Source organism: Microbispora sp. H10830, assembly GCF_014161375.1.
In the GTDB taxonomy this organism is placed as follows: domain Bacteria; phylum Actinomycetota; class Actinomycetes; order Streptosporangiales; family Streptosporangiaceae; genus Microbispora; species Microbispora catharanthi.
In genome coordinates, this window is sequence record NZ_JABBWX010000001.1 from 396175 (window position 1) to 412468 (window position 16294).

The 16294-nt window shown below is 72.4% G+C and carries 14 protein-coding genes; 6 read left to right on the forward strand and 8 right to left on the reverse strand.

The window, feature by feature from the left end; translation table 11 throughout:
- Positions 1-28 precede the first annotated feature (28 nt).
- From thiI to HHX35_RS01845, 4 genes are all read right to left on the reverse strand, one after another.
- Positions 29-1225: a tRNA uracil 4-sulfurtransferase ThiI gene (thiI, locus tag HHX35_RS01830; RefSeq protein ID WP_182897275.1), complete on the reverse strand. Its 1197-nt coding sequence runs from the start codon at positions 1223-1225 to the stop codon at positions 29-31.
- A 137-nt stretch (positions 1226-1362) separates the two neighbouring features.
- On the reverse strand, positions 1363-2013 hold the full coding sequence (locus tag HHX35_RS01835) for a response regulator transcription factor (protein ID WP_182897751.1): 651 nt from the start codon (positions 2011-2013) through the stop codon (positions 1363-1365).
- Positions 2014-2120: 107 nt separating this feature from the next.
- Positions 2121-3371 carry a MacS family sensor histidine kinase gene (gene macS, locus HHX35_RS01840; protein WP_182897276.1) on the reverse strand — a complete coding sequence of 417 codons (1251 nt, stop codon included), beginning with the start codon at positions 3369-3371 and terminating at the stop codon, positions 2121-2123.
- Between the two features lie 184 nt (positions 3372-3555).
- On the reverse strand, positions 3556-4581 hold the full coding sequence (locus HHX35_RS01845) for a 6-phosphofructokinase (RefSeq protein ID WP_139574511.1): 1026 nt from the start codon (positions 4579-4581) through the stop codon (positions 3556-3558).
- 263 nt (positions 4582-4844) lie between these two features.
- On the opposite strand from HHX35_RS01845, the gene HHX35_RS01850 reads away from it, so the two are divergent.
- Together HHX35_RS01850 and HHX35_RS01855 are read left to right on the forward strand one after the other, a co-directional pair.
- The gene (locus HHX35_RS01850) at positions 4845-5753 is read left to right on the forward strand and encodes a helix-turn-helix domain-containing GNAT family N-acetyltransferase (RefSeq protein WP_182897277.1); all 909 of its coding nucleotides are present in this window, start codon (positions 4845-4847) and stop codon (positions 5751-5753) included.
- A gap of 30 nt (positions 5754-5783) precedes the next feature.
- Positions 5784-6527: a trypsin-like peptidase domain-containing protein gene (locus tag HHX35_RS01855; RefSeq protein ID WP_182897278.1), complete on the forward strand. Its 744-nt coding sequence runs from the start codon at positions 5784-5786 to the stop codon at positions 6525-6527.
- A 317-nt stretch (positions 6528-6844) separates the two neighbouring features.
- On the opposite strand, the gene HHX35_RS01860 is transcribed toward HHX35_RS01855, so the two are convergent.
- The 4 genes from HHX35_RS01860 to HHX35_RS44450 form a co-directional block, all read right to left on the reverse strand.
- A complete protein-coding gene (locus HHX35_RS01860) occupies positions 6845-7357 on the reverse strand; it encodes a GNAT family N-acetyltransferase (RefSeq protein WP_310738845.1) in 513 nt (170 codons plus the stop codon).
- A 131-nt stretch (positions 7358-7488) separates the two neighbouring features.
- Complete coding sequence (locus HHX35_RS01865) at positions 7489-8586, reverse strand: alkaline phosphatase PhoX (RefSeq protein ID WP_220504890.1); 1098 nt, start codon at positions 8584-8586, stop codon at positions 7489-7491.
- 349 nt (positions 8587-8935) lie between these two features.
- The gene (locus tag HHX35_RS01870; RefSeq protein WP_310738846.1) at positions 8936-9652 is read right to left on the reverse strand and encodes a transposase; all 717 of its coding nucleotides are present in this window, start codon (positions 9650-9652) and stop codon (positions 8936-8938) included.
- The gene (locus HHX35_RS44450; RefSeq protein WP_310738847.1) at positions 9591-10121 is read right to left on the reverse strand and encodes a helix-turn-helix domain-containing protein; all 531 of its coding nucleotides are present in this window, start codon (positions 10119-10121) and stop codon (positions 9591-9593) included. Before HHX35_RS44450 ends, HHX35_RS01870 begins: the two co-directional genes overlap by 62 nt.
- 368 nt (positions 10122-10489) lie before the next feature.
- On the opposite strand from HHX35_RS44450, the gene HHX35_RS43075 reads away from it, so the two are divergent.
- From HHX35_RS43075 to mmuM, 4 genes are all read left to right on the forward strand, one after another.
- Entirely contained in the window at positions 10490-11407 is a 918-nt protein-coding gene (locus HHX35_RS43075; RefSeq protein WP_259404679.1) for a helix-turn-helix domain-containing protein, read from the forward strand.
- 4 nt (positions 11408-11411) lie between these two features.
- Entirely contained in the window at positions 11412-14045 is a 2634-nt protein-coding gene (locus tag HHX35_RS01880) for a VIT domain-containing protein (RefSeq protein ID WP_182897281.1), read from the forward strand.
- A 732-nt stretch (positions 14046-14777) separates the two neighbouring features.
- Complete coding sequence (locus HHX35_RS01885) at positions 14778-15245, forward strand: MerR family transcriptional regulator (protein WP_182897282.1); 468 nt, start codon at positions 14778-14780, stop codon at positions 15243-15245.
- A 185-nt stretch (positions 15246-15430) separates the two neighbouring features.
- The gene (gene mmuM / locus HHX35_RS01890) at positions 15431-16285 is read left to right on the forward strand and encodes a homocysteine S-methyltransferase (protein ID WP_182897283.1); all 855 of its coding nucleotides are present in this window, start codon (positions 15431-15433) and stop codon (positions 16283-16285) included.
- The last annotated feature ends 9 nt before the right edge of the window (positions 16286-16294 follow it).

The window sequence follows — 16294 nt, forward strand, 5'->3', positions numbered from 1 at the left end:
CCCGGCGGGGCCGAAGGGCGAACGCGTCTCAGACGTCGAGCTTGTACGGCTGGATCGAGTCGGCCAGCTGGGCGGCGAGGTCCTCGGCGTCCAGGCGCCGCTCGATCTGCTTGAGGTCCTCGATCTTCGCGCGGGTCTCGGCCTGCCGGGGCGCGAGCAGCGTGCAGCAGTCCTCGTCGGGCAGCTCGGAGATCTTCAGCGTCCCGATGCGGCGGGCCTCGGCCATGATCTCGGTCTTGTCCAGGCCGATCAGCGGGCGCAGGATCGGCAGGTCCACGGCGTGGTCCTGGGCCGTGATGTTGGCCAGGGTCTGCGAGGAGACCTGGCCGAGGCTGTCGCCGGTGACCAGCGCCTCGGCGTGGATGCGGTGGGCGACCTCCTCGGCCGTCTTGAGCATCAGCCGCCGCTGCGCGATCACCGCGAGCCGGTCCTGGCCGGAGTTCCTGATCGACTGCTGCGCCTTGCCGAACGGCACCACCCACAGCCGCGACTTGCCCTGGAACTTGTCCAGGTTGCGCACCAGCGCGTACGCCTTGTAGATCGACTCGGAGGTGGTGAACGGGATGCCGGAGAAGTGCAGGAAGTCCACCCGCAGGCCGCGCCGCATCATGCGGTAGGCGGCGACCGGGGAGTCGATGCCGCCGGACAGCAGCGCCAGTGCCCGGCCGCTGGAGCCGACCGGCAGGCCGCCCTGGCCCGGCCTGCCCCCGGTGAACAGGAACGCCTCGTCCTTGTCCACCTCGATGTGCACGGTCAGTTCCGGGTTGCTCAGGTCGACCGGCAGCCCGTAGGTGTCGTTGATCGCCCCGCCGACCACGCGGTCCAGCTCGTTGGAGCGCAGGGGGAAGCGCTTGTCGCGTCGCCGCGACCGTACGGCGAAGCGCGCCTTGCGGGCCACCTCGTCGCTGTCCCTGATCAGCTCGATCGCGGCCTTGGTGATCGAGTCAGGGTCCTTCGCGACCCGCCAGGCGAGGTGGACCAGCACGATCCCGGGCACGTCGGCCACGCGGGCCGCCACCGTCTCGGCCTCCTCCACTTCGGTCCCCGGGGGCAGGAACAGGGCGATCACCCCGTGCCGCTGGCGGATGTCGACCCGGTGGTCCTTGAGAGCGTGCTTGATGTTCGCCCGCAGGCGCATCTCGAAGATCTCGCGGTTCCGGCCCTTCAGAACCACCTCGCCTAACTTGAGCAGCACCGAGGGCTCTCCGAGGGCGGTCATGGTCATCTGTGGAAACCTCCGGACGGACAGGGGCGGCCGTCACGCCGGGGAGGGCACGGCCGGGGGACATACGCCAAGGACAACGCGTCACAGCGATGCGGGCTTCCCCACTGTAATGCCGTCCGCGACATCGCCGATTACGCCTAGTCGAGTTCGGCCAGGCCCTTCTCTATCGCGTAGCGGACCAGCTCGACCCGGTTGTGGAGCTGGAGCTTGCTCAGCGTGTTCTGCACATGGTTCTGCACGGTGCGATGCGACAGCACCAGACGTTCGGCGATCTGCCGATATGTCAGGCCCTTGGCGACCATGCGCAGCACCTCGGTCTCCCGGTCGGTCAGCCGGGGGCCGTCCTGCGCGGCGTCCCGCCCCGGGCCGGCGGGCCGGTGGGCCAGCCTGCGGTACTCCCCCAGCACCAGCCCGGCCAGGCCGGGAGTGAAGACGGCGTCGCCCTCGGCGGTGCGCCGGACCGCGTCCAGGAACTCCTCCCGGCTCGCCGATTTCACGAGATATCCGGAGGCGCCCGCCTTGACCGCCTCCAGCACGTCCGCCTCCTCGGCGCTGGCCGACAGGACGAGCACGCGCGGCGGGGCCGCGGACGCGCCCAGCCCCCGGGCCACCTCCACCCCCGGCAGGTCGGGCAGCCGCAGGTCGAGCACCACCACGTCCGGCCGCACCGCCGCCGCGACGCGCAGCGCCTGACGGCCCTCCCCGGTGGCGGCGACGACGTCGTACCCGGCTTCGGTCAGGTCCCGGGCGACCGCCTCCCGCCACATCGGGTGGTCGTCCACCACCATGACCCGCACCCGCGGGCGTTCCCGGCCGCCGGCCGCCGCCTCGTCCTCGGCCCCCGCGCCCGTGGCCGGGCCCGCGGAATCATCCGCGCGCAGCCGTCCGTCTCCGCTCACGACCGCCTCTCGCTCCCTTCGTCCGCCCGCACCGGGACCGACAGCTCGATCTCCGTTCCCGTCCGCGACGAGGTGATCGCCACCGTGCCGCCGAGGTCGGCCACGCGGCCCCGGATCGAGCGGGCCACGCCCATGCGCCCCTCGCGGGCCGCCTGCTCCAGCCGGCCCTCGGCGATGCCCGGCCCGTCGTCGCGTACGGTGACGACGACCGCGCCGCCGTCCTCCTCTGCGAGTATCCACGCGCGGGCGCCCTCGGGGCAGTGCCGCACGACGTTGTCGAGGGCCGCGCCGACGGCCGCCGCCACCTCCCGCGCGCTCTCGGCCGGCAACGGCAGCGGCGTCGCGGGCGCGGACACGGTCACCCGGGAGGTGCCGTACGGCCGCAGGAGGTCACGCAGATCGATCTCGGGCTCCGCCGGGCCGGTCCCCGTGAGGTCCGCCTCAGGGGAGGTCTCTTCAGCGGCGAATGGACGGCGAGGCGACGCCGGCGGCCGGAGCCGGCCGCGAAGACCGGGCTGCGGGGCGGGATCCGGCGCCTCCGCCACGGACGGGGCCTGCACCAGCGCCCGCAGGGCCGCCTCCTGCTCTCCCGCCAGCCTGCCCAGCTCGGCCGCCTCGCCGCCGATCTCCGCGCCCCTGCGCTGCACCAGGGCCAGCACCTGGAGCACCGAGTCGTGGATGCCCCGGGCCAGCCGCTCCCGCTCGCGGCCCGCCGCCTCGATCCGCGCGGCGCGCCGCATGCGCTCCTCGGCCTGCCGTGCGAGCCGGGCGACGTGCCCGACGACGACTCCGGCCATGAACATGAGCACGGCGCCGTTCACCGGGATCGAGGCGAGGTCGACCCCGTTGCCGCTGCGCAGCCACAGGTCGGCCGCCGACATGATCGCGGCGGCGACCGCACCGGCCCGGCGTCCCCGCGCCACGCCGTATGCCAGGACGGGCCCGGCCACCCAGGTCGCCGTGATCGGGATCGCCCCGGCCAGCATGTCGCCGGGGCTCTGCGCGTACGGCGTGGCCAGCAGACATCCCGCCGTGACGACGAGGTCGGCGGCCAGCAGCGGCTCACGCCGCGCGGCGGGACGCGGGACGAGCGTGAGGACCGTCCAGACGGCCATCACGCCGACGACGGCCCAGGCCACGGCGGGACGGGCGTAGCCGCCGGCCCTGAGCACGAGCAACGCCGCGTACGCGAGCGACGCCACGCGGAAGACCGCGATCGCCCGCCAGAACGGTCCCTCGATGCCCATCGCGCGGCGCCCTCTCCTGATCGAGCCGGGAGGGCCGGGCCCTCCGCTCACATACTCGGGCAATCGCCGCGCCCCCGCGGTTCGTTCGGAGCCGTTCTTGGCCGCGCATGCGTACGGCTCCCGCGGGGCGACGCGGGAGCCGTACCGGATCGTGCGCGGGCCGCGGTGACGGGCCCGCGACCGATCAGCCGAAGAAGACCTCGGCCTCCTCGTAGCGGGAGGCCGGCACGGTCTTGAGCTCGGCGGTCGCCTCGGCGAGCGCGACGCGGACGATGTCGGTGCCGCGCAGCGCGATCATCTTGCCGTAGTCGCCCTCGTGCACCGCGTCGATCGCGCCGAGGCCGAAGCGGGTCGCGAGAACGCGGTCGTAGGCGGTCGGCGTGCCGCCGCGCTGGATGTGGCCGAGGACCGTGGTGCGGGCCTCCTTGCCGGTGCGCTTCTCGATCTCCTTGGCGAGGACCTCGCCGATGCCGCCGAGACGCACGTGGCCGAACGCGTCCAGCTCGCCCGCCTGCAGAGCCATCTGGCCCTCGAGCGGGTGGGCGCCCTCGGCGACGACGATGATCGGCGCGTAGCGGGTCTTGAACCGCGACTCGACGTAGGCGCAGACCTTCTCGATGTCGAACGGCTTCTCGGGGATGAGGATGACGTTGGCGCCGGCGGCCATGCCCGCGTGCAGCGCGATCCAGCCCGCGTGGCGGCCCATGACCTCGCAGATCAGCGCGCGGTGGTGCGACTCGGCGGTGGTGTGCAGCCGGTCGATGGCCTCCATCGCGATGTTGACCGCGGTGTCGAAGCCGAAGGTGTAGTCGGTGGCGTTGAGGTCGTTGTCGATCGTCTTGGGCACGCCGACGACCTTCACGTCGCGGTCGAACAGCTGCTTGGCCACGCCCAGCGTGTCCTCACCGCCGATGGCGATGAGCGCGTCGACGCCCTGCGCGGCGAGGTTCTCCTTGATCCGCTCGACGCCGCCCTCGATCTTGATCGGGTTCGTGCGGGAGGAGCCGAGGATCGTGCCGCCACGCGGCAGGATGCCCCGGACGGCCTGGATGTCGAGCGGCATGGTGTCGCCCTCCAGAGGGCCACGCCAGCCGTCCCGGAACCCGACGAACTCGTGCCCGTACACGCCGACGCCCTTGCGGACGACGCCGCGGATCACCGCGTTCAGCCCGGGGCAGTCGCCGCCTCCGGTCAGGACTCCAATACGCATGACGGGTTCTTCCTCCATCTGGGATTACGCGTGGAATGGCGCGGCCGGCCCGACGCAGACCCCGGCGCTCCACCGCACCGCATTCTGCCTGAGCCTATCTCAATGGTCTAGACCAAAAGGAGAGGCTACGCCACCCGGCCGACCAGACCAACCCAGTCTCGCACGGCGAGACCGCCCGCGTCGTGAGAGGCGTCTTCCCAACGGCCCTCAGCGGTTCTATGTTTGACTCCGTCAATCATTTCCTTGAGATAGGCAAGGGAAAAATGGACATCGTTTCGGAAGTCCGTGCGTTCAACCGCTTCTACACGTCCGTCATCGGCGTGCTCGGGGCGGGAATGCACGACACCTCCTACTCCCTGACCGAGGCGCGGGTGCTGTTCGAACTCGGCACCACGGAGGCGGCCGACGCCGCGGACATCAGGGCCATGCTCGGTCTCGACCCCGGATACCTGAGCCGGATCCTCGCCAGGTTCGAGAGCGACGGGCTCGTGTCCCGGGAGCGGTCGGCCGAGGACGCCCGCCGCCAGGTCGTACGGCTCACCCCCAAGGGCCGCGACACCTTCGCCGTGCTCGACCGCCGCTCGGCCGCCGAGATCGAGACCCTGCTGGCGAAGCTGACCGATCCCGAACGCCGGCGGCTCGTCTCCGCGATGGGCACCGTGCGGAGCCTGCTTCAGCCCGCCGAGCGGCGCGAGCCGTACGTGATCAGGCCGCCGCGGGCGGGCGACCTCGGCTGGGTGGTGCACCGGCACGGGGCCCTCTACAGCGAGGAGTACGGCTGGGGCGCCGCGTTCGAGGCCCTGGTCGCGCGGATCGTCGCCGAGTACGTCGAGGACAACGACCCCCGCCGGGAGGCGTGCTGGATCGCCGAGGTGCGCGGCGAGCCGGTGGGGTGCGTCTTCTGCGTGCGCAAGGACGACACGACGGCCCAGCTCCGCCTGCTGCTGGTCGAGCCGTCCGCGCGCGGCATGGGCATCGGCGGGCGGCTGGTCGAGGAGTGCCTGCGCTTCGCCGCGGCGGCCGGCTACCGGCGGATCATGCTCTGGACCCGCGACGTGCTCGCGAGCGCCCGCCGGATCTACCAGACAGCGGGGTTCGAGCTGGTGGAGCAACACCCGAGCGAGGAGACGGGCATCCCCGTCAACGATCAGATATGGGCCAGGGACCTGTGACCTTCCGGGTCGATCCCTACCATGATCCCCATGCTGGGATCGGTGGGGCGGGGCGCGGGAGCGGTGGCCCTCGCGGTGTGCGTGGCAGGGAACACGGCGGGGTGCGCGGCCACGGTCGCGCACTCACCACCCGCTCGCCGGCCGTCCGCCACCCACACGGCCGGGACCCAGACCCCGTTCACGCATAGCGTGGTACGGGTCCGGGGGTTCGCCTCCTCCTGCGACCAGCGGACGGAGGCCACCGGATTCGTCTACGCGCCCGAGAGGGTCCTGCTCAACGCCCACGTCGTGGCGGGGGTGGACCGCGACCTGGAGGTGGTCCTCGACGACGGGCGGCGGTTCGCCGCGCGGGTGGTGGCCTTCGACCCGGAGGTCGACGCCGCCGTCCTGCGGGCACCGGGGCTCACCGCCCAGCCGTTGCGGCTCACGAGGGCCGCGAGGACCGCCGCCGTGGTCGTCGGCTACCCCAAGGGCGCGCCCGTCCCAGCCGTGCTCCCCGCCACGGTGCGGCCGGACCAGCCCGCCGAGTCGTACGACATCTACAACCGCAAACGGGTGTCGCGGCAGGTCCACCGCTTCCAGGGCGCGGCCGTCACACCCGGCATGTCGGGCGCGCCGCTCGTCACCGGCGGAGACCGGGCGATGGGCATGGTCTTCGCGGTGGACATGGACAGGGCCGACGTCGGCTACGCGCTCACCGCGGCCCAGATCGAGGCGGTCGCGGCGGCGGGCGAGAACGCCACCACCGCCGTTCCGCACGACCCCTGCTCCTGAGAGCGCGTTACGCACGTTGATATCCCTTCCGTCGCTTGCGCTTCGGGATCGCGTGCTGGTCAAGGGCTCTGCGGGGCTACGGTCGAGGCTGAGGAACAATCCAGGCTCGTCCTCGACGAGGAGGCCGCGGCCGGCACGTCCTCGTCGCCGCGGGCACCAACCTTCTCCGGCTTGCCGATCACGACATTCAAAGTCGACCCCGACGGCCTACTTCGCTCTCTTCGACCGGCCGAACGCCTCATCCACGACCTGCCACCATCATGAAGATCATCAACAGCGTTCGGGGGAAGCGTCAGGGCCGGAATCGCGTAGCCCCATCACGTGGCCGGGGGCCGCAGGCCGAGCCACTGCTCGGCGTCCCATGCCTGGAACCGCTCGACCTCGGTGAACCCCAGCTTCGCCGCGAGGCGCATCGAGCCGACGTTGGCGCTCTGGGTGGTGAGCACCACCGGCTCGCCGGGAAGGGCGCCGTCGAGCCAGTCGAGTGCCGCCGCGCACGCCTCGGCGGCGTACCCGAATCCCCACGCTCGCGGCAGGAACAGGTATCCGAGATCGACCTTCCCCACGGCAGCCGGGCGACGGTGCTCCGTTGCTCTCCTGAGCAGGATCTGGCCGATCATCGCCCCGTCGAGCTCGACGACGAAACTCCCGGGCCATCGCTCGGGCACATCGGGCATCCCATGCTCAAGCTCGTCACGCGGGCGGGGACCACCGAGGTAGGTGTGCACCTCTGGCGAGGCGAGCAGCTCGATGAACGTCGTACGGTCCCGCGCCTCGGGCTCACGGAGCACGAGCCGCTCGGTCCGGATCAGCTCAGGCGGCCAAGCCACATGTCCTAGATCTGACATGCGCGCAAGCTAACAACCCTGTAGGACGACGTTCAACGTGGGCATCAGCCCGTGGCTCACCGGCCGAGCCATGGCTGCGGCCCGTCGGCTCGCGGAGTCGCGTGCGCACCGGTTCAGTGGCGGACGAGATCGCGGAACGGCCCGTGGACCTCGACGGTCACGGGGGCCGGGGCGGGCCGGACATCCTGCGATGGACGGCAGGAGAAGTAGAGCCTGTCGCCGGCCGGGGACATCGAGGAGCCCGCGACGGTCCAGCCGCCCGTGAGGCGCAGGAACGGCGCCGACCGATCCCCGGCGACGAGGGTGATCTCGCCGTCCGCGCCGCCGCCTGGCCCGCCGGCCGTTTCGTGCAGCACGGTCAGGCACTCGCGGGCGGCGTCGTACGCCCACACCCGGCCGTCGCCCTCGGTGACGAACCGCACCAGGCCGTCGGAACAGCGGCAGTCACCGCCACCCGCGAACCTCCTGGCACCTTTCACCTGCTCACGCAGGGGCACATGGTCACGGAGAGCCGGGATCGGCACCCGTTCCCAGGCCACGGACTCCTCGCCGGGGTCGCCGACCATCACCTCGAGGACGCCCGTCGTGAGGTCGCCCCAGTCGTCCGGGCGGAACCGGTACAGGCATCCGTCCGGCTCCCCTTCGGTGAGGTAGACGACGCCCCGGTCGGGATCGCAGGCCACGCCGCCGTGGGTGAACAGGCCCATCGCGAGCCGGGGCATGGGGGCGCGCAGGCCGTACGGGTCGCATTCGAAGACCCGGCCGTACGGCGTCCGCTCGCCCGACACCCAGGTGTGCCACGGTGTCGCGGCGCCGGCCCCGCTGCGGTCGGCGCCGGACAGGATGCGATATCCGCTGCGCAGGGTCCCGTCCGGGGCGAAACGCAGCGCCGTCACGCCGCCGAGCAGCGGCAGCGCGCAGTTGGACACGTATATCCAGCCGTCCCCGTCCGGAAAGCATCCGCCGCCGTCCGGGGCGGCGTGCCAGACGACGCCCCCGGCCCGCTCTCCCGACCGCGCCACGATCCGGCCGGCGAAGCCCGGCGGCAGGGCCCTCAGCACGTCCATCGGGAACGGGCCGTCCTGATCCCCCTGCCCGTGATCCCCCTGCCCGCGCGGCTCGCTCCCGCCGTCAGGCCGTGCGAACGTCGCGCGCCACAACGCGCCCGGCAGCGCCGAGAGCGCCGCCGATCGGACGGAAGTACCCTGCACCGCTGACCGCCTCCTCGACCTGCCCCTGGTCATGCCGGTCCGCCCCTGACGGGCCGTTCGTGTTCAGTCCCGCGCGGCCGTCGAGCCCGGACCGGAACGGGGCCGCCCCGCTCCCCTACCCACCCGGCGGGCACGCGACCGGGTGTTCCTGTCCCGCGTCTTTCTGCCCCGCGTCGTCCTGTCCCGCGTCGTCCTGCCCGGCGTTTTCGTGTCCCCCGGCGGCACGTCGCACACGTCGCGGCGCCCAGTCGACCCGTCTCGCGTGAACGGCGGGAGAAGCGGCGTCCCTCGCCGAGACGAACTCTTCGAAAACCGTGACTCCTCCGCTCCCGAAGGGAGCGGCTTCTCGCTAGGCCGCTTCCGCAGCGTCGCGAAGGGCAAGCCCTGCCCTGAGGATGTTGACCGCCGCATTCACGTCCGCGTGCGCGGAATGCCCGCACGCCTGGCATCGGAACCCGGCTTGGTTGAGGCGGTTCTCCTTCGCGCAGTGCCCGCACCGCGAGCAGGTGCGGGAGGTGTTGGCGGGGTTCACCGCGATCAGCTCTCGACCGGCGCTTTCAGCCTTGTGCGCGAGCACTCGCAGGAACACCCCCCAACCCGCGTCCAGGATGCTCCGGTTGAGGCCGGACTTCTGGGCGACGTTCCGGCCGGGGTTGTCGATTGTGCCGGACGCCGACCGGGTCATGTTCGCGATCCGCAGGTCCTCGTGCACGATCACGTCATACGCGCGGACCAGGGCCAGTGCGGCCTTGTGCGCGCCGTCGAGGCGCTGCCGCCGCACCCTGGCGTGCAGGGCGGCCACTCGCGCTACGGTCTTGCGGCGGCGCTTGGACCCGCGTTTCTTGCGGGCCAGGTCCCGCTGAGCAGAGGCCAGACGCCCGGCGGACGCTTCCAGGTGGCGCGGGTTGGCCAGAGGCTCCCCGTCGCTGGTCGTGACGAGCGAGGCCACGCCCATGTCGATCCCGGCCGCCGCGCCGGTCGCGGGCAGCAGCTCGGCGGGGACGTCATCGCACGACAGCACCACATACCAGCGGGAACCCTCCCGCTTGATACCGATCGTCTTCACCCGGCCCTGGACTGGGCGGTGCTGATGTACCCGCACGTGGCCGACGCCCCTGCAAGCGGACGTGGGTCGCACGTGGGTGCTCGGGCTGGGAATCCCACCGGCAGCCGTCGCCGTCCTTGGGCCACTCGACCGTGTCGAACCACCCGCGCCCCTTAAAACGCGGGAAGCCGGGCTTCGCGCCTGCCTTGACCCGGCGGAAGAACGCCGCGAACGCCTTGTCCAGCCGTCGCAGGGTGGCCTGCTGGGAGGAGAACGACCACCGGCCCTGCCCGTCCGGGTCATCGGCGCGGATGTGCTTCAGCTCCCCGGACTGGTCGCCGTAGCGAACCGTCACCCCGGCCTTGCGGTAGGCCGTACGGCGGTGCTCCAACGCCGCGTTGTACAACCGCCGGTGATCCTCCAGGCATGCGGCGAGCGCCGTCTCCTGGTGGCGGGTCGGACGCAGCAGGAACTTGAAGGACCTACGCACGGCCGCTCCCCTTCGGAGCGCGCTCGTACTGCGTCTCGGTGTAACGCTGCACCATCTCAGCCGACACCGCGCCGACCGTGGCCACGAAGTACGACAGAACCGGGCGGCGATACTTCGCACACCACGTGGTACCCGAGGTCATATGCCGCGCCGGATTGTGCGCCCCTGACGAGTCACCCGATCATCATCAGCACCGTCCATCTAACCGCGCAGGTTGAAAGGCATCCATGATGAGCCCAGGGAGAAAACCAGTCAGGGACGGCACTCCCCCGTCGCCCGAAGGCGACGGTCCCCTGTCGAGGTTCTGATGGTGACGCATGACGAATACGATGTTGACAGTGTCATTGTGACAGTGTCATCGTGGAGGCATGAGCGACACCTGGACGATCGGCGAACTGGCGGAGCGGGCGGCGGACCTGCTCGGCCAGGATCGGCACGTCCACGGTCAGGAGCCTCGCGACGACGGTCCGGAGTCACGCGTCAACGGCAGAATCCGCGAGGTGCCGAACGAACGTCTCATCCGCTGGTACACGACGATCGGGCTGCTCGACCCCCCGCTGGGCCGGCGCGGCCGGGTGGCCCTCTACGGCCGCCGTCACCTGCTCCAGCTCGTGGCCGTGAAGCGCCGTCAGGCGGACGGCCTGTCCATCGCCGCCATCCAGGCGGAGCTGGCGGGCGCGACCGACGCCATGCTCCAGCGCGCGGCTGGGCTCACCGGGCCGCCGTCCGGACCGGCGCCCCGGCCGCTCGTCCCGCCTCCTCCCCGCAGTCCGGCGGCCCCGGCCACGGCGAACGCCGCGAACCACCTTCCGGACGCGCCCGACACCGCGACACCGCCGTCGCCCGGTTGGTGCGGGACGAGGCCGGAAACCGGCACCGCACCCGCCATACCGGACGTCGCGCGGCCGGCGGCGCGCGACCGCTTCTGGGCACACCCGGCCTCATCCGCCGCCACGGCGGACTCCGGCCACTTCTCGACCGCGAACAGCGACACCACGCACGGCGACATCACCCGCAGGGGCACCATGCCCGCGGACGCCGCACCCGTGAACACCGTGCCTTCGGACGTCGTACACGGCGTACGGCTCGCACCCGGGGTGACGGTCCTGCTCGATCCGGCCCACCGGGTGCCCGACGGTCACGAGGTGGCCGCGCTGCGCCAGGCCGCGGCACCGCTCCTCACAGCCCTCGCCATGCTCGGTCTGGCCGGGCCGTTCGACGGCGCCCATGACACTCACGACGCCTCGGCACTCGATCCACATGCTTCCGACCCGCTGGAGGGATGACGCCATGACCGTTCCCATCACACCTCTGCGGCCGGAGGAGTGCCGGCCTGTGCCGGACGCCGGGCTCGGAGCCTTGGAGACCGAGAAGGGCAACCTTCCGCTGGAGAGCGTGGACGTCGCCGTCCACGTCACCGGACTGGTGGCAGGCGTCGAGGTCGTCCAGACCTTCCGCAATGCCTTCGACGTGTCGCTGGAGGCGACGTACGTCTTCCCGCTGCCGCCGCGGGCCGCGGTCACCGCCTTCCGGATGGAGGCGGACGATCGGGTGGTCGACGGCGTGCTCAAGGAGCGCGGGCAGGCACGGGCCGACTACGACCGGGCGCTCGCCGAGGGCAGGCGCGCGGCGATCGCGGAGGAGGACCGGCCCGATGTGTTCACGATCAGGGTCGGCAACATCGTCCCCGGGGAGCGGGTGCTCGTCCGCCTCACGCTGAGCCAGCCGCTCCCCTACGAGGACGGCGCGGCCGAGCTCCGCTTCCCGCTGGTCGTGGCGCCCCGCTACATCCCCGGGGCTCCGCTGCCCGGGCCTCCGGCCGGTGGCGGCGTGGCGCCCGACACCGACGCCGTGCCCGACGCCTCCCGGATCACGCCGCCCGTCCTGCTTCCCGGCTTCCCCTATCCCGTACGGCTGTCGCTCGCGGCGACGATCGACCCCGCCGGGCTGGGCCTGCGGGAGGTCCGCTCCAGCCTGCACGAGGTCGACCGGGAGGGCGACACGATCAGGCTGCGGCCCGGCGAACGGCTCGACCGTGACTTCATCCTGCGCCTGGCGTTCGACGCCTCCTCGTCGCTCGCGCTCGTCCCGGACGACGCCGCGGACGCCGGTTCACCCGGCGAAGGCACGGCCGACGGCAGCGGCAGCGGCCCTGCGGAGGGCGCGGCGGAGGGCACGGCGAAGGATGTGGCGGGCGCCGAGGGAACCTTCGTGCTGACCCTGCTGCCGCCGCAGGAGGACGCCACCCGGACAGCGTCCCGTGACGTCGTCCTGCTGCTCGACCGCTCGGGCAGCATGACGGGCTGGAAGATGGTGGCCGCACGGCGCGCCGCCGCCCGGATCGTCGACACGCTGACCCGGCATGACCGGTTCGCCGTGCTCTCGTTCGATTCGGTGGTGGAGCGGGCCTTCTCCGGCGGCCTGGTGGACGCGGGCGACCGCAACCGATACCGCGCCGTCGAGCACCTGTCCCGGCTCCACGCCCGCGGGGGGACGGAGATGCTCGCTCCCCTGCAGGAGGCCCTGCTACTGCTCGACGGCCACGACGCGCCCGCCCCGGGGGCGGCCACCGGCACGGACTCCGGCCGGTTGCATGAGGACGACCGGCCCGGCGCGTCCGGTCTGTCCCGCGAGCAGGCACGCGATCGAGTGCTCGTCCTGGTGACCGACGGCCAGGTGGGCAACGAGGACGAGATCCTCGAACGCATCGGCGCCCGGCTGCACGGCGTCCGGGTGCACACCGTGGGCATCGACAGAGCGGTGAACGCCGGCTTCCTCGGACGGCTGGCCCTGCTCGGCTCGGGCCGGTGCGAACTGGTCGAGTCGGAGGACCGGCTCGACGCGGCGATGGAGCACATTCACCGTCGTATCGGCTCGCCGCTGGTCACGGACGTCGCCCTGAAGGCGGAAGGCATGGACCTCGTGGCGGACACCGTCACGCATGCCGGTTCGCTCTACCCCGGCGTCCCTCTGGTCGTGAGCGGGCGTTACCGGGGGCGGCGCCCCGCCGGAGCCCTCACCGTGCAGGGCCGCACGGCCGACGGCCGCCCCTGGGAGGAGCGGATCGAGGGCCGTCCCGCCCACGGCCCGGCCGCCCGGGCCGTGTGGGCGCGCGCGCATCTGCGCGGTCTGGAAGACCGGTACGCCATGGGCGACCACTCCCTCGAACAGCGGATCGTCGACAGCTCGCTGCGTTTCGGCGTGCTGTGCCGGTTCACCGCCTTCGTGGCCGTCGACACTCGCGTGACGGGCGAGGGCGGCCCGGAGCATCGGGTGATCCAGCCGGTCGAGCCACCGAGCGGCTGGGAGATGCCGACCGCGATGCCGATGATGGCGGCGGGCGCTCCGATGATGGCGAAGATGGCCGCCTTCACCACGGCCGGACCGGAGACACCTTCCGGTTCCTCGGCGGACCGGCCCATCGCAGCGGCCCCTCCGCCCGGCGCACCCCCTGCCGTGCCTCCTGCTCCGCCTTACGCCGCCGCGCCCGCACCGGCTCCGAGACGGGCCTCCCGCGGGTTCTCCATCGGCCGCTTCCTTCCCCATCCCGGCGCGGGGACCGCACCGGTCACGGGCTTCGAGGGCATCCGGCCCCTGCTGGCCGAGGAGCTCACGAAGCTGGTCCAGGCGGAGTCGCTGCCCGAGCGGGAGCGACGGCGCTATCTGGCGGATCTCGCCAGTCGCCTGCGCGTCGTCGCCCAGATGGTGGGCGGTCACCCGGACCTCGCCGCGCTCGCGGCCGACCTGGAGAGGGCAGAGTGGGCCGAAGTCTCACTCGACGACCTCTGGCGGCGGGCGGCCGACCTGCTGACCGCCCTGACCGGCTCCTCCGGCTCCGCATCCGCGGGCTCCACGTCCCCGGGTTCCCCGGGCTCCGCGCCCGGTGCGGAGGAAGGCCGGCGTCCCTTCTGGAAGCGATCGTGAGCCGGCGAGCGAGAGGTCAGCACGCGGCGGGGCTGGAGCGGGGCTGAGGCCGGGCGGCGGGGTATCGGCGAGGAGAGCCGGCCCCGCCGGGCCGCACCGCCCGCGTCCACGAGCGCGAACCAGTCGACCGCCCACTCATCGGGCGGCGCCGGGCGAGGTGACAGTCTGCCGAGAGAGAACCAGTGCGGCCGGAACACCGGCGGGGATGCCGGGCCCGGCCGCATCGGTTCGGGTTCCGCTGTGGGCGAAGCCCCTACGAGGGTTCGGGTAGGCGAATGACATCGGACGGCGGGGTGGGTGCGGGACGCCGCGGCTCCCTCACCCCTCCCGTGTCGGGCCGATCGTCGCGTCCACCTGCGGGGACGGGAGACCGGCGGCGCAGCAACCGATTGATGAGCCCTTTCAGCCCCATGTGCCGCCAACGCATGGGACCGCCGATCGGTTCCTCGCCCGGGAAAGGCCGCAGCCTCTCCCCCGGGAGAGCCACGGTCTCGCCGCCGGGCCGAGGCCGTTCCCAGGGACGCTCCGGCGATCGCGACTCGAGGTGCTGCCGGTCCACCGGGCGGCGGAGGCCGGCGAGGCCGCCAAACCGGCCGTCGAGCGGACCATTCCGGTGACCGCCGTCTTGGTGATCGGCGGACTGCCGGTTCGGGAATGAGGTCCAATCCGCAGGCGCTGCCGGCGACCGGCAGTGCCGGCTTTGGCAGCGGCCACGAGACTAGGATTTCGAGCATGCTCGAAGTCGATTCGCGGGCAGTGCCCGAACCCGCTCCCCCGGACCCGCAGGAGGGCCTGAGCATCGCCGAGGCCGCCCGCCGCACCGGGGTGAGCGTGCACACGTTGCGCTACTACGAGCGCGCCGGCCTGGTCGTCACCCCTGTCGACCGCACCGCCGGCGGACGGCGGCGTTACCGCCTGCTCGACCTCAAATGGATCGTCATCTGCACGAAGATGCGAGCCACCGGCATGCCCATCAAGGCCATCCGGCGCTACGCCCAGCTCGTCGCCGCCGGGGCCGGCAACGAACAGGAACGGCTTGCTCTCCTCGAAGCCCACCGCGCCGAGGTGGCCGCCAAGCTCGCCGAAGTGCAGGAGAACCTCAGGCTCATCGACCACAAGATCGACGTTTATCGAGGCCGGCTCGCCGCCGGCGACGCCGACCGGCTGTGGGCGCCCAGCCGACCGGCGGGTGCCCACTAAGCGACGGACCCACTGAGCGACGGGCCCACTGAGTGACAGGTGCCCACTGAGCGGTTCCCCCGCAGATGGCGGCCCCCGCCTCCATCAGCTCGGCCGCGAGCCGGCCAGACGCGCCCGGGCGCTGATCTCGCCGACGAGGATGCCGCCACGCCCGCATTGCGCGTGAGCACGTAGTGTTGCCCGGTATGAACCCAATCGTCCTCGACGGCGGCCTCGCCACGCACCTGGAGACACTCGGCTGCGACCTGAGCGACGACCTGTGGTCGGCGCGGCTGCTCGCCGACGATCCCGGCGTCATCCGTCAGGCGCACCTCGACTACTTCAGGGCCGGGGCCGATGTCGCCACCACGGCGAGCTATCAGGCGAGCATCCCCGGGTTCGTACGGCACGGCCTCACCTCTCAGAAGGCCCGCGACCTCATCCGGCTGTCGGTGACGCTTGCCGTACAGGCGAGGGACGAGGCCGGGCACGGGCTCGTCGCCGCGAGCGTGGGGCCGTACGGCGCCTACCTGGCCAACGGCGCGGAGTACACCGGCGACTACGACCTCGACGAGGACGGCCTGACCGAGTGGCATCGGGAGCGGTTCGAGATCCTCGCCGACGCAGGGGCCGACCTGCTGGCGTGCGAGACGATCCCCTCGCAGGCCGAGGCGCGGGCGCTCGCGAGGCTCCTGCGCGAGACGCCGTCCGTACGGGCGTGGGTCACCTTCTCCTGCCGCGACGGCGAGCACGTCAGCGACGGGACACCGTTCGAGGAGTGCGCGGCGATCTTCTCGGACCTTCCCCAGGTGGTCGCCGTGGGCGTCAACTGCACCGCGCCGCGATTCATACCCGAGCTGATCAAGCACGGAGCCTCGATCGTCTACCCGAACTCGGGCGAGACCTGGGACGCCGCGAACCGGCGCTGGCTGGGTCTCGCCGATCCCGTCGAGTTCGGCAGGGCGGCGGCCGGATGGGCCTCGCTCGGCGCCCGTTACGTGGGCGGCTGCTGCCGCACCACCCCGGCCCACATCCGCGAGATCCGCTCCCACCTCGCCTGAGCCGCTTCG